Raw genomic sequence first — 12,565 nt, forward strand, 5'->3', positions numbered from 1 at the left:
CCTACTGCTTGGTTGCCGGGGTCTGTTGTGCGCTGTTGCCGGCACGTTCAGTGGGCGCCACCACGACCCCGGGTTTGACTTTCTGCAGACCGGCGACGATCACCTTCTCGCCAGCCTTGAGACCGGACTCCACCACCCAGCTGTCGCCGGACATGCGGCCGACCTGCACTTCACGCAGTTCCACCTTGTTGTCCGCCGTCACCACCATGACGGTGGCACCGCCCTTGGGGGTACGGGTCACGGCAGTCTGGGGCACCAGCAGGCCTTGCGGGCGCTCGCCCTCCTGCAAGGTGGCGCGCATGAACATGCCGGGCAGCAGCAGTTGATCCGGGTTGGGCACGATCACCCGCAGGGTCACCATGCCGGTCGCCTCGTCCACGGTCACGTCGGAGAACTGGAGGGCTCCTTTCTCGCCATACTGGCTGCCATCTTCCAGCTGGAAGCTGACACCGGCCCCGTCCTTCTCCCCCTGGGTCAGCTTGCCCTCGGCCACCAGGCGCTTGAGGCGCAGCAGGTCGGCGGTGGACTGGCGCACGTCCACGTACATGGGATCGAGCTGGGAGATGGAGGTGAGGCTGTCCGCCTGCTGGGCGGTCACCAGGGCACCCTCGGTCACCGCCGATTTGCCGATGCGGCCGCTGATGGGGGCCGTGATGCGGGTGTAAGCCAGGTTGATGTTGGCGGTCTGCAATGCGGCCTTGGCGGCCCCGATCTCGGCCAGCTGCTGTTTCCAGGCCGCGTCGGCGTCGTCATACTCCTGGCTGCTGATGGCTTTCACCTTCACCAGCTCGGCGTAGCGCTGGGCCTTGAGGCGGGCGCTGCGCTCGTTGGCCTCGGCCTTGGCGAGGTTGGCCTTGGCGGAAGCCACTTCGGCCTGATAGACGGCGGGATCAATCTGATAGAGCAGCTGACCGGCCTTGACGTCGCTCCCCTCGGTGAACAGGCGCTTGAGGATGATGCCGTTCACCTGGGGACGCACCTCGGCCACCCGCAGGGGGGCGGTGCGGCCGGTGAGCTCGGACAACAGTTGCAGGGGGGCCGTATGGAGGGTGACCACGTCCACGGCGGCGGGAGGCATCTCCCCCATGGCCTGCTGGGCCCCGTCCTTGTCACCACAGCCAGCCAGCAGGCCGCTTGCCAGCAAGGCAAGGCCGACCGAACGTGCGAGAATATGTTTATGCATCAAGTCTCTGAACCTCAGTTTCAATCAAAAAGAAGCGACAAAACCACAGGGTTTATAAGGCCCCTGTTGGTAAAACGGCGAAGATGAGGCAATATACATACATTCATGAATGTATGTAAGAAACTTTTTTCACTTTTAAACAGGACCGGAGTCAATGGCCAGACGCACCAAAGAAGAGGCGCAGCAAACCCGCTGCAACATCATGAGCACGGCCCTGGATCTCTTCTGCCAACAGGGGCTGGCACGCACCAGCCTGACCGATATCGCCAAGGCGACGGACCTCACCCGGGGCGCCATCTACTGGCACTTCAAGAATAAAGAAGAGCTGTTCGTCACCCTGTGGGAGGAGCTGTGTGCCCCCCTCTCCCACCAGCTCGATGCCTGCGTCGACGAGGCGGAGCCGGATCCCCTGGGCAAGCTGCGCAGCTTTCTCAAGGAGGTGATGCTCAAGATCAGCACCGAGCCCGCCCACCAGCAGATGTTCACCATCATGTTCAATCTGGAATCCATGGAGGGAGAGGCCGCCGTCATGCGCGAGCACATGCACCTGCAATCCATGAATTTCTTCCGGGATCTGGAGATCACCCTGGCCAATGCCGTGCACCGCGGCCAACTGCCCGAGGGGCTGGATCTGCGCCGCGCCGCCACCCTGCTCCACTGCACTCTGGACGGCTACATCATCAATTGGCTGCACTTCCCGGATCGCATCGATCTGATTGAGGAGTCGGACTTCCTCCTCGATACCCTGTTCACCCTCATCGCGAGCCCCACCCTTCGCCGCCACCCCTGAGTCAGCAAGACGCGCCGCCCCCGCCAATGCTCAACAGCCGGGGGCAAACCTGCTAGAGTAACGCCCCCCCACCACGATGAGCCCGACACCCTTGCCACACGCCCCCGCGCCGGCGCACGACGCCGCCCCTCGCCCCGCCCTCGTGGCAGGCGCCCATGCCCCCTTCCTGGCCCTGCTGGGCAACGGCCGTCATCTGCTGGAGGCCGGTTGCGGGGCAGGAGAGGATCTGCGCCTCTTTCGCCAGCAAGGCCTCACCGTGACCGCCTTCGATGCGAGCCGGGCGCAGGCCGCTGCCGCCTCGCGCCTGTGCGGTCAGCCGGTGCGAGTCTGCCGCGTCGAGCAGATGCAAAGCGTCGTTCCCTATGACGGCATCTGGGCCAGCGGCTCCCTCCCCTGTCTGCCCGAGCACGAGATAGCCCCGGCGCTCGGTCATCTGGCCACCCTGCTCAAGGCCGGGGGCCCCCTCTACGCCTCCTTCCCCCACGGGAAGGGCGAACCGCTGCCACGGTCGGGGGAATATCCCCTGCAGACCCGGCTCGACGAGGCGGGACTACGACGCCTGATCGCTCCCCTCCCCTTCACCCTGCACCATGGCTGGGTGGGGGAAGATGAGGTGAACGGCCCCTGGCTGCACGCCTTGCTGGTGCGGCGCTGATCCGCGAAAGCCCCCGGGGGCAGTGACACCTCACGGCATTCAGCCCATTAACAATATTTAACCCTGAGTTAACCACCATAAAGCAGACAAGATGCGGTGTTTGTGTTAAAAAGCGGCATTAAAATCAAAATTAAATAACAAATCAGACACCAACACCTGGATTCCCCCATGAAACTCGTTCTCAATCTGGTTGCCGGTATCCTCGCCGGCCTGCTGCTCGGTCTCTATGCCCCCGAATGGGTCGCCCGCGTGCTGTTCACCGCCAAGACGGTGATAGGCCAGCTCATCACCTTCACCATCCCGCTCATCATCCTCTTCTTCATCATGAGCGGCATCGCCAGCCTGCCGAAGAACTCCGGCAAGCTGCTGGGCAAAACGGTGGGGCTCTCCTACTGCTCCACCATACTGGCGGGCCTGTTCGCCTTCACCGTGGCGAGCCACCTGATCCCGCACCTGACCACGGCCGCCGAGCCCACCGCCGAGGCTGCCACCAAGCTCGCTTCCTATATCAATCTCGAGATCCCGCCCCTGTTCGGGGTGATGTCGGCCCTGGCCGCCGCCTTCGTGTTCGGCATCGGCATCAGCGCCACCCAGGCCACCGACCTGCGCCGGGTCGCCGATCAGGGCCGTGACATCATCGACCGCCTGCTGGCACGCGTGATCATTCCCCTGCTCCCCTTCTACATCGCCGGCGTCTTCGTCGAGATGACGGTGGAAGGCACCGTCTTCGCCACCCTCAAGACCTTCGGAGTGGTACTGGTGATGGCCATCGTCATGCACTGGATCTGGCTCTGCGTCCTGTTCGTCGGCACCGGCCTCGCTCAGGGGCGCTCCCCCGTCATGCTCATCAAGAACATGCTGCCCGCCTACTTCACCGCCCTTGGCACCATGTCCAGCGCCGCCACCATTCCGGTGGCCCTGCAAGCCAGCAAGCGCAACGGCGTGAGCGACGGCATCGCCAACTTCACCGTGCCCCTGTGCGCCACCATCCACCTGTGCGGCTCCACCATCACCCTGGTGACCTGCGCCACGGCGGTGATGTTCCTCTCCGAACACCTGGCCATTCCGGGCTACGGCACCATGGTGCCCTTCATCATGATGCTGGGCGTCATCATGATTGCCGCGCCGGGCGCACCGGGTGGCGGTGTCATGTCCGCGCTCGGCCTGCTCACTTCCATGCTCGGCTTCGGTGAGGCCTCCATCGCCCTGATGATCGCCCTCTACCTGGCCCAGGACAGCTTCGGCACCGCCTGCAACGTCACCGGTGACGGCGTCATCGCCCTGTGGGCCGACCGCTTCGCCCGGGGCGAGCCAGCACTCAGCACCGAGCAGGACGCAGCCTGATAGCGCAGGCAATAAAAAACGGGAGCCATCGGCTCCCGTTTTTCGTTGGCGCAAGAGGGCGTCTCAGCCCCGGCGACGGATCACCCCTTCCTGCATGGTGCTCGCCACCAATACCCCATCCCGGGTGAAGAACTGGCCGCGCACCAGACCCCGACCGCCGCTGGCGCTCGGGCTGTCCACCACGTAGAGCAGCCAGTCGTCCAGCCGGAACTCCCGGTGGAACCACATGGAGTGATCGATGGTGGCCACCTGCATGTCCGGCTCCCAGTAGGAGACCCCGTGGGGCTGCAGGGCGGCGAACAGGAAGTGGAAGTCGGAGGCATAGGCCAGCAGGTAGTTGTGGACCCGCTGATCGTCCGGCACCGGGCCATTGGCCTTGAACCAGGTGTAGCGAAGGGGCTCGTGAACATCCGGGCGAATGGGGTCCACCAGGGTCACGGGGCGAATTTCGATGGGCTTCTCGCACAGGATCTTGTCCCGCAGGGCCGCCGGGATCATCTGCTCGTAGGGACGCACCAGCTCCAGCTCGCTCTTGAGCTGCTCGGGAGGCGTGATGCCGCCCGGCATCTTCGCCTGGTGCTCGAAGCCCTCGGCTTCCACCTGGAAGGAGGCGTTGAGGTAGAAGATGGGCTTGCCATTCTGGATGGCCTTGACCCGGCGGGTGGAGACGGTCTGGCCGTCGCGGATGTTCTCCACGTCGTAGACGATGGGCTTGTTGGCATCCCCGGGGCGCAGGAAGTAGGAGTGGAAACTGTGGACCTGGCGGTCGCTTGCCACCGTCTGCTTGGCGGCTGACAAGGCCTGCCCCATCACCTGTCCGCCAAACACGGATCGCAACCCGAGATCCTGGCTCTGGCCCCGAAACAGGCCCTCCTCGATCTTTTCGAGCGCCAGCAACGCCAGCAGCTCATCCAGTACCTTGCTCATTGGTTTCTCCTGTCTTTGTGCGCGAAAGGCTAACAAGCCCGTCCCGACAGGGCAACCATCCTGATGCACATCCCCGTCTGCAACCACCTCCCCTTCAAAAAAGGGAAGTGTATGGCGCTTTCCAGCCCGTACAGAGGGCACTCTGGCCCCCTCCCCTGGCAAGGGGAGGGCTGGGGTGGGGTCAGACGCGATCAAGCCATGCCCGAATAGAGACAACCACCCCGGGTAGATTTTCCATCACCTCCCTGTTGCTAAATCTCAGTACCGTCAGCGACAGGGCCGCCATGTAGGCATCCCGTCGCTTGTCATGACGCAAACCCCGCATGTCGAAATGGCTGTCGCCATCAACCTCAATGACCAACAACCGCCCGGGGCAGTAAAAATCCGCAATGTATGGGCCTATACCTTGCTGACGGCGAAACTTGACTCCGAGTTGCCCAGCCCGAAGCGCCTGCCACAATCGCCGTTCAGGCTCTGTTGGATTGTTTCGCTGTTCACGCCGTTTATCCAGCGTGGCCTCGCGGTTGAAAACACGAACTGGCTTCTCGTTCATGACAGTATTCCTCCGACTATGACCCCTGTCAGCATAACAACTACTCACCCCCTCCCAGCCTCCCCCTTCAAAAGGGGGAGGAGCTTGTCTGGCCCTTTTCTCTCCCCTGTGCGATTCAGTCTCAAGGAGCCCGGCAGGAGCAGAAAACAAAAAAGCCCGCACCTTGGGGTGCGGGCTTGTGCCGTGTCGGGGGCGAGCGGCCCGTGGCGGCGGCTTACTTGCTGCCGGTGCCGGAATTGCGGGTGGAGGAGGTCGGCTTGCGACGGGCGGTGGTGGCACGGGCGCGCGGCTCCTTGCCCTGCATCTCCTTGTGACGCTTCACGGCGCGACGGATCTGGGCGGCCTGCTTGTGGCGGGTGCTCTTGCCATCCTGCTGCAAATCGACCTTGGACTCGGTCTCGTTGGGCAGGTTGACCAGGCCGCGCAGGTAGTTCACTTCGGGCAGTTTCAGCTCCTGCCAGCCGCCGCGGGGGATGCCGCGATCCAGCTTGACGTCGCCGTAGCGGATACGCATCAGGCGGCTCACCTGCACTTCCTGGGACTCCCACAGGCGGCGCACTTCCCGGTTGCGGCCCTCGGTCAGGGTGACGTTGAACCACTGGTTCAGCCCTTCACCGCCAGCCGGCTTGATCTTGTTGAACTTGGCCATGCCGTCTTCCAGCTGCACGCCCTTGCGCAGGCGCTGCAGCATGGCTTCGGTGATCTCGCCAAAGACCCGCACCGCGTATTCCCGCTCCACTTCGTGGCTCGGGTGCATCAGGCGGTTCGCCAGCTCGCCGTCGGTGGTGAACAGCAAGAGGCCTGAGGTGTTGACGTCGAGGCGGCCGACCGCTATCCAGCGGGCGCCATCCATCTTGGGCAGACGATCAAACACGGTGGGACGTCCTTCCGGATCGTGACGGGTGCACATCTCCCCTTCGGGCTTGTGGTAGGCCAGCACGCGGCAGATCACTTCCTCTGCGGCGCGGGTCTTGACCTGGTGGCCATCCACCCGGATCACGGCGTTCACTTCGACACGATCCCCCAGCGTGGCGACCTTGCCATCCACGCTGACCCGACCTGCGGTGATCAGGGCCTCCATCTCACGACGGGAGCCTTGACCCGCGCGGGCCAATACTTTTTGCAGTTTTTCACTCATCGGGTTTACCTGATTGTTGATCGCTGCCCGCCGACATCGCGGACAACCTTGGCTCTTGTGGGAAGGCCCCGTTGGCCTCCCCACCATGTTCATGCTCAGCACGGCCTGCCAGAGGCTGACCGTCACCGCCCTCGCCCGGCATGAGCGACAAGGGGGCCTGCAGCTCGGGATCCAGCTCGGGGAGCTGCTCCAGACTCTGCAGGTTGAAATAGTCCAGAAATTCACGGGTGGTGGCGAGCAGCTCGGGGCGACCCGCCACCTCCTTGTGGCCGATGCTGCGCACCCAGCCACGCTCCTTGAGGGTGTTGACGATCTGGCTCGACACCGCCACCCCGCGGATGGCTTCTATCTCCGCCCGGGTGATGGGCTGACGATAGGCAATCAGCGTCAGCGTCTCCATCACGGCGCGGGAATAACGGGGAGCCCGCTCGCTCCACAGGCGCGACAGCTCCTCGGCATACTCCTGGCGGGCCTGGAAACGCCAGCCGGAGGCCACCTCTTTGAGCTCGACCCCCCGCTCGCTGTAATCCTGTCTGAGCTCTGCCAGCAGCAACTGGACATAGCGGCCGGTGACCGGGTAGTCCGAGAGCACGCTGCCCTTGATTTCGCTCACCGTGAGGGGACGCCCCGCCACGAAGATCGCCGCCTCGATCAGGGTCTTCAATCGTTCAGCAGGCAGCGCCACGGTGGACCTCCCGGGTCCACGCCCCTGGCGCAGCCCCTCGCTCAGTGTAGATGCTCATGCTCCTCCCCTTTCCCCTGACTGGCCAGGGCAAAATGGATGGGGCCCAGGGGCTCCGCCTGCAAGATCCAGATCAATTGTTCCTTGCACAGCTCCAGCAGGGCCAGGAAGGTCACCAGCACCCCCATGCGCCCCTCCTCGGCCCGCAGCACCTGCTCCAGGCGCAGGGTCTGGCCCAGGGAGAGCATGGCGAGGATCTCCGCCATCCGTACCCGGGTCGGGATCTGCTCGCGGCGGATCTGGTGATGTTCAAAATGAGTCGCGCGTTTTACCACACTTTGCATGTAAAGGGCGAGTTCAACCAGAGAAACATCGGGCGCCAATGGCTTCAAGGCACCAAAATCCGGCGCCATGGCGGCGGCGACGAAGATCTCCCGCTCCACCCTCGGCAGGGCATTGACCCGCTCCGCCCCCAGCTTGTAGCGCTCGTACTCCTGCAGGCGACGAATGAGGGTGACGCGAGGGTCTTCTCCCTCCTCCTCGTCTTCCAGCTCCGGGGCCTTGGGCAGCAGCAGGCGGGACTTTATCTCCGCGAGCCAGGCCGCCATCAGCAGGTATTCCGCCGCCAGCTCGAGGTTGAGACCCTGCATCAGATCCACGTACTCCATGTACTGGGCGGTGATCTGCAGGATGGGCAGGTTGAGGATGTCGAGCTGCTGGCGCCGGATGAGGTAGAGCAAGAGATCCAGCGGCCCCTCGAAGGTGTCGAGAAACACCTCCAGCGCATCGGGGGGGATGAACAAGTCCTGGGGCAGCTCATGGTAGGGCTGCCCCAGCACGGTGGCGATGGGCGGGGGAAGGGAAGCCTCCCCCGTCGTGCCCGCGGGGGTTGTCAGCGCGGGCACGGGGTCGGCAAGATCACTCAAACGGCGTCGGATCCCCGGCACCGCGGCGACGCAGCACGGGCTCGTCGTCGGAGAAGTCCACCACAGTGGTGGGCTGCTCGCCCAGATACCCGCCGTTGACCACCAGATCCAGCTGCTTGCCGAGCTTGTCGGCGATCTCCTCGGGGTCGAACTCCGCCATCTCGGAGCCCGGCAGGATCAGAGTGGTGGAGAGCAGCGGCTCACCGAGGGCCTCGAGCAAGGCCAGCGCGATGTTGTTGGCCGGGACCCGGATGCCGATGGTCTTCTTCTTCTCGTTCATGAGGCGACGCGGCACCTCCTTGGTGGCCTTGAAGATGAAGGTGTAGGGTCCGGGGGTGTTGTTCTTGACCAGCCGGAAGGCGGTGTTGTCCACCTTGGCATAGGTGGAGATCTCCGAGAGATCCCGGCACACCAGGGTGAAGTCGTGGTTCGGCTCGATGCGACGGATGCGGCAGATGCGCTCCAGGGCATCCTTGTTGCCCATCTGGCAGCCCAGGGCGTAGCCGGAGTCGGTGGGATAGACGATGACGCCGCCGTTTTGCAGGATCTGCACCGCCTGGCTGATGAGGCGAACCTGGGGATTGTCGGGATGTACGTAAAAATGCTGACTCATATGCTCTTCTCGCGATAGGGGGCACGCTCGTTGCCCGCTTCATGGTCAAGGGCCCCTTGGCCCATGACACTACCTTAACCTGTTTGACGCAGACTCGCCTGCATCAAAGATGCTGGCCCGGGGGGTCAGCGGCTGGCCAGCAGGCCCGCATGCTCCTCGGGGGTGAGCCCGAAATGGCCGGGGTGACCGAGCCACAGCGGCATCCCCTCCTTGGGGAGCCAGAGGTGGCGGCCAAGCTCGGTCCAGTTGGAGGGGAAGTGAAAATCGGACCCCACCGAAATATAGAGATCGTGCTCCCTGGCCCACTGGCCGAGATTCGCCCGCTCCTGTGGGCTCTGCTGGGGCAGGGAGACCTCCATGGCATCCCCCCCGACGGACTTGAAGGCCACCAGCAACCGCTTGATCCACTTGGCGGTGAGATTGTAGCGGCTCGGGTGGGCCAGCACTGCCAGCCCGCCTGCGGCGTGGATGGCCTCGATGGCCTCCCCCATCCCGGGCCACTCGGCGGGCACATAGCCCTTGTTGCCCCGGCTCAGGTACTTCTTGAACACCTTCTGCATATTGTCGGCCACCCCGCGCGCCACCAGCACCCGGGCAAAGTGGGCCCGGGTCACGGCGGCGTCACCGGCGAGCTGCTTGGCCTCTTCATAGGTGCCCGGGATGAGGCACTTCTCCAGACGACGCCCGATCTCCTCGGCGCGCGCCTCCCGGCGAGCCCGCTGCCCTGCCAGAAAGGCGAGCAACTGGGGATTTTTCTCGTCCACCCCGAGGGCCACGATGTGGATCTCGTGATGCTCCCACCCGGTGGAGATCTCCACCCCGCTAACCAGGCGCAGTGGCAACTGGTCGGCCGAGATGGTCTGGCGCACCTCCTCAAGCCCGTCGAGGGTATCGTGGTCAGTGACCGCTAACACCTCCACCCCTTTTTCGGCGGCGCGGCGCACCAGGTCGGCGGGGCTCAGCACCCCGTCCGAGGCGGTGGTGTGGCAATGAAGATCGAATCTCATCGGCGTGTTTCGCTCTTGTTTGGGACCTGCCTGGAAAAGGCCGGCAAAAAAGCGACTTGACTTGGCCGCGGCTTTATCGTTTTCTGTAGGCACTTCATTGCAAACATCTTTTTACAGGACTCAATCTCATGCAAGCGACTTCCATCCTGACCATCTGGTGGTGGCACACTCCCTGACATGCGGGCGTGTGGTCGTTGCTGTACCTGTAATCTGACAGCAAGTTAAGAACCCAAAGAAAAAGCCCGCTGACCCCAGCGGGCTTTTTTATTATCCGGCAAATGGACCTGTGATGAAACCGACAATTCAGAGAAGCACACTGACATGGCGATGGCGAACTCGCTGACGTGACCCGAACCCGACCCATTTTCAAGAGAGACAGCGCCATGACCATCGGTGACACACAACACATGCAAGGGAAGGCATTATGACAGGCAACAAGACCCGTTTGCCCCTGGGCGAATTCGATACCATCCGGCTCAATGCCCCCTATGTGACAGACCCCCTGGCACTCTATACCCGACTCTGCCAGGACAGACCCAACAACCTGCTGCTCGAATCGGTGGAGATCGACTCCAAGGCCGGCACCCAGAGCCTGCTGCTGGTGGACGCCTGCCTGCGCATCGAGTGCCGCGGCCGCGCCGTGCAGGTGCGCCCCCTCAGCGACAACGGCGCCGCCCTGCTGCGCCTGCTGGAGCAGCGCCTGCCCACCGTCATCACCCAGACCCGGGTGGCGGACGAGCTGCACCTCGACTTCCCGGCGTCCGATCGGGAGCTTGACGAAGACAGCCGCCTCAAGGGCAGCAGCGTGCTGGACGTGCTGCGCACCCTGCAGCGGGAGCTGCAATGCCCGCAGGGCAAAGAGGCCCTCTTCATGGCGGGCAGCTTCGCCTACGACCTCATCGCCTCCTTTGAAGACTTGCCCGAGGTGCCAGAGGGGAGCAACGACTGCCCTGACTACTGCTTCTATGTGGCCGAGACCCTGATCACCATCGATCACATCAAGCAGAGCACCCAGTTGGTGGCCTGCCTGTTCGGCGGTGAAGAGGATGAGCAGCTGGACGCGCGCTACGCCCGCCTGACCGCTCGCCTCGAGTCCTTCAAGCAGGCCTGTCTGCAGCCGCTGCCTGCGCCACAGGGCACGGCGCCGCTGACCGGCGCCCTGGCCGTCGACAAGGGGGACAAGCAATTCTGCGCCGAGGTCGAGAAACTCAAGGGCTTCATCCGCCGTGGTGACATCTTCCAGGTGGTGCCGTCCCGCAGCTTCTCCCTCCCCTGCCCGGATCCCGTCGCCGCCTATCGCCGCCTCAAGCAGACCAACCCCAGCCCCTACATGTTCTACGTGCAGGACGAGGGCTTCACCCTGTTTGGCGCCTCCCCCGAGAGCGCGGTCAAGTTCTGCGCCAACAGCCGCCAGGTGGAGATGTACCCCATCGCCGGCACCCGCCGCCGTGGGCTCAACCCGGACGGCAGCATCAACCTGGATCTGGACGGCCGCATCGAGCTGGAGCTGCGCCAGGACGAGAAAGAGGTGGCCGAGCACCTGATGCTGGTGGATCTGGGCCGCAACGACATCGCCCGCATCTCCGCCCCCGGTACCCGCTACGTCAAGGATCTGCTCAAAGTGGATCGCTACAGCCACGTCATGCACCTGGTCTCCCGGGTGGTGGGCACCCTTCGCGACGACCTTGACGCCCTGCACGCCTACCAGGCCTGCATGAACATGGGCACCCTGACCGGAGCCCCCAAGCTGCGCGCCAGCGAGCTCATCCGCATGGTGGAAGGCAAGCGTCGCGGCAGCTACGGCGGCGCCGTGGGTTACCTGAACGGCGCAGGGGAAATGGACACCTGCATCGTCATCCGCTCCGCCTTCGTGAAAGAGGGGGTCGCCCATGTCCAGGCCGGCGCCGGGGTGGTCTATGACTCCAAACCCCAGGCCGAGGCGGACGAGACCCGCGCCAAGGCGGCGGCCGTGCTGGCCGCCATCGCTGCCAGCCATGGCACCTCCCTGCAGGCCCTCAGCGCCCAGCAGGAACAACACAAGGACGTGAGCCATGACTAACATCTTCCTGCTCGACAACGTCGATTCGTTCACTTACAACGCTTTGGCCGACCAGTTCCGCACTTCGAAGGAGCAGTCCCATGACTAACATCTTCCTGCTCGACAACTTCGACTCGTTTACCTACAACCTCGTCGACCAGTTCCGCACCTTGGGCTACCCGGTGCGCATCTACCGCAACAGCCTGCCTGCGAGCCGCATCATGCAGGAGATCGACGCCTGCGAAGGGGACGCCGTGCTGGTGCTCTCCCCGGGGCCGGGCGCTCCCCATGAGGCGGGCTGCCTCATCGACCTCATCAAGCTGGCCCGGGGCCGGGTGCCCATCCTCGGCATCTGCCTCGGTCATCAGGCCCTGTGCGAAGCCTACGGCGGCACCGTCGGGGCGGCGGGGGAAATCGTCCACGGCAAGCGCTCCCTCATCGAGCACAACGGCCATGGCGCCTTCGCGGGGCTGCCGAGCCCCTTGCCGGTGGCCCGCTACCACTCCCTGGTGGCCACCTATGTGCCACAAGAGTTGCAGGTGATTGCCCACTATCAGGGCATGCCCATGGCCATCGAGCAGCGTGACGAGCGGGTGCTGGGCTTCCAGTTCCACCCAGAATCCATCATGACCAGCGAAGGGGCCCGCCTGCTCACCCAGGCCCTCGCCCATGTCACCCGTCCAGAAAGCCACGTGCGGTAAGGAAGAGA

At 64.0% G+C, this 12,565-nt stretch carries 13 protein-coding genes and 1 pseudogene; 6 read left to right on the top strand and 8 right to left on the bottom strand.

From position 1 onward, the window contains the following. Window position 1: 1 nt before the first annotated feature. Window positions 2-1,183 (bottom strand): efflux RND transporter periplasmic adaptor subunit, encoded by a 1,182-nt coding sequence (locus AB5Y47_RS05890; protein ID WP_010673710.1) that lies wholly within the window; start codon window positions 1,181-1,183, stop codon window positions 2-4. A gap of 154 nt (window positions 1,184-1,337) precedes the next feature. Here AB5Y47_RS05890 and AB5Y47_RS05895 point away from each other — a divergent pair, with 154 nt between their 5' ends. From AB5Y47_RS05895 to AB5Y47_RS05905, 3 genes are all read left to right on the top strand, one after another. Then, window positions 1,338-1,973, top strand: a complete 636-nt coding sequence (locus tag AB5Y47_RS05895; RefSeq protein WP_045524073.1) for a TetR family transcriptional regulator — start codon at window positions 1,338-1,340, stop codon at window positions 1,971-1,973. A 91-nt stretch (window positions 1,974-2,064) separates the two neighbouring features. Then, window positions 2,065-2,628, top strand: a complete 564-nt coding sequence (locus tag AB5Y47_RS05900) for a bifunctional 2-polyprenyl-6-hydroxyphenol methylase/3-demethylubiquinol 3-O-methyltransferase UbiG (RefSeq protein WP_223954481.1) — start codon at window positions 2,065-2,067, stop codon at window positions 2,626-2,628. A gap of 168 nt (window positions 2,629-2,796) precedes the next feature. Continuing rightward, window positions 2,797-3,972 carry a dicarboxylate/amino acid:cation symporter gene (locus AB5Y47_RS05905; RefSeq protein ID WP_042014198.1) on the top strand — a complete coding sequence of 392 codons (1,176 nt, stop codon included), beginning with the start codon at window positions 2,797-2,799 and terminating at the stop codon, window positions 3,970-3,972. A 63-nt stretch (window positions 3,973-4,035) separates the two neighbouring features. Here the strand turns inward: AB5Y47_RS05905 and tesB are convergent, their stop codons facing one another. From tesB to AB5Y47_RS05940, 7 genes are all read right to left on the bottom strand, one after another. Then, the gene (tesB, locus tag AB5Y47_RS05910) at window positions 4,036-4,899 is read right to left on the bottom strand and encodes an acyl-CoA thioesterase II (RefSeq protein WP_041214836.1); all 864 of its coding nucleotides are present in this window, start codon (window positions 4,897-4,899) and stop codon (window positions 4,036-4,038) included. A 181-nt stretch (window positions 4,900-5,080) separates the two neighbouring features. Beyond that, entirely contained in the window at window positions 5,081-5,452 is a 372-nt protein-coding gene (locus tag AB5Y47_RS05915; RefSeq protein WP_039039189.1) for an endonuclease domain-containing protein, read from the bottom strand. 214 nt (window positions 5,453-5,666) lie between these two features. Beyond that, a complete protein-coding gene (rluB, locus tag AB5Y47_RS05920) occupies window positions 5,667-6,590 on the bottom strand; it encodes a 23S rRNA pseudouridine(2605) synthase RluB (protein ID WP_039039190.1) in 924 nt (307 codons plus the stop codon). Continuing rightward, window positions 6,583-7,275, bottom strand: a complete 693-nt coding sequence (gene scpB, locus AB5Y47_RS05925; protein WP_042014199.1) for an SMC-Scp complex subunit ScpB — start codon at window positions 7,273-7,275, stop codon at window positions 6,583-6,585. The genes rluB and scpB overlap by 8 nt, the downstream gene beginning before the upstream one ends. Window positions 7,276-7,316: 41 nt before the next feature. Further along, window positions 7,317-8,198: a ScpA family protein gene (locus AB5Y47_RS05930; RefSeq protein WP_010673703.1), complete on the bottom strand. Its 882-nt coding sequence runs from the start codon at window positions 8,196-8,198 to the stop codon at window positions 7,317-7,319. After that, window positions 8,191-8,811: an L-threonylcarbamoyladenylate synthase gene (locus AB5Y47_RS05935; protein ID WP_010673702.1), complete on the bottom strand. Its 621-nt coding sequence runs from the start codon at window positions 8,809-8,811 to the stop codon at window positions 8,191-8,193. Before AB5Y47_RS05935 ends, AB5Y47_RS05930 begins: the two co-directional genes overlap by 8 nt. Window positions 8,812-8,936: 125 nt before the next feature. Then, window positions 8,937-9,818, bottom strand: coding sequence for a PHP domain-containing protein (locus AB5Y47_RS05940; protein WP_010673701.1), 882 nt, complete (start codon window positions 9,816-9,818; stop codon window positions 8,937-8,939). 424 nt (window positions 9,819-10,242) lie between these two features. On the opposite strand from AB5Y47_RS05940, the gene AB5Y47_RS05945 reads away from it, so the two are divergent. The 3 genes and pseudogenes from AB5Y47_RS05945 to AB5Y47_RS05955 all read left to right on the top strand — a co-directional run bounded on the left by AB5Y47_RS05945 (window position 10,243) and on the right by AB5Y47_RS05955 (window position 12,557). Beyond that, complete coding sequence (locus AB5Y47_RS05945) at window positions 10,243-11,877, top strand: anthranilate synthase component 1 (protein WP_368220007.1); 1,635 nt, start codon at window positions 10,243-10,245, stop codon at window positions 11,875-11,877. Beyond that, a pseudogene (locus AB5Y47_RS05950) lies at window positions 11,870-11,941 on the top strand (anthranilate synthase component II); the annotation flags it as partial. The gene AB5Y47_RS05945 and the pseudogene AB5Y47_RS05950, both read left to right, overlap by 8 nt. 16 nt (window positions 11,942-11,957) lie before the next feature. Further along, the gene (locus AB5Y47_RS05955) at window positions 11,958-12,557 is read left to right on the top strand and encodes an aminodeoxychorismate/anthranilate synthase component II (RefSeq protein ID WP_039039194.1); all 600 of its coding nucleotides are present in this window, start codon (window positions 11,958-11,960) and stop codon (window positions 12,555-12,557) included. Window positions 12,558-12,565: the final 8 nt, after the last annotated feature.

This window comes from Aeromonas sp. R7-2 (assembly GCF_040908105.1).
Lineage (GTDB): Bacteria > Pseudomonadota > Gammaproteobacteria > Enterobacterales > Aeromonadaceae > Aeromonas > Aeromonas caviae.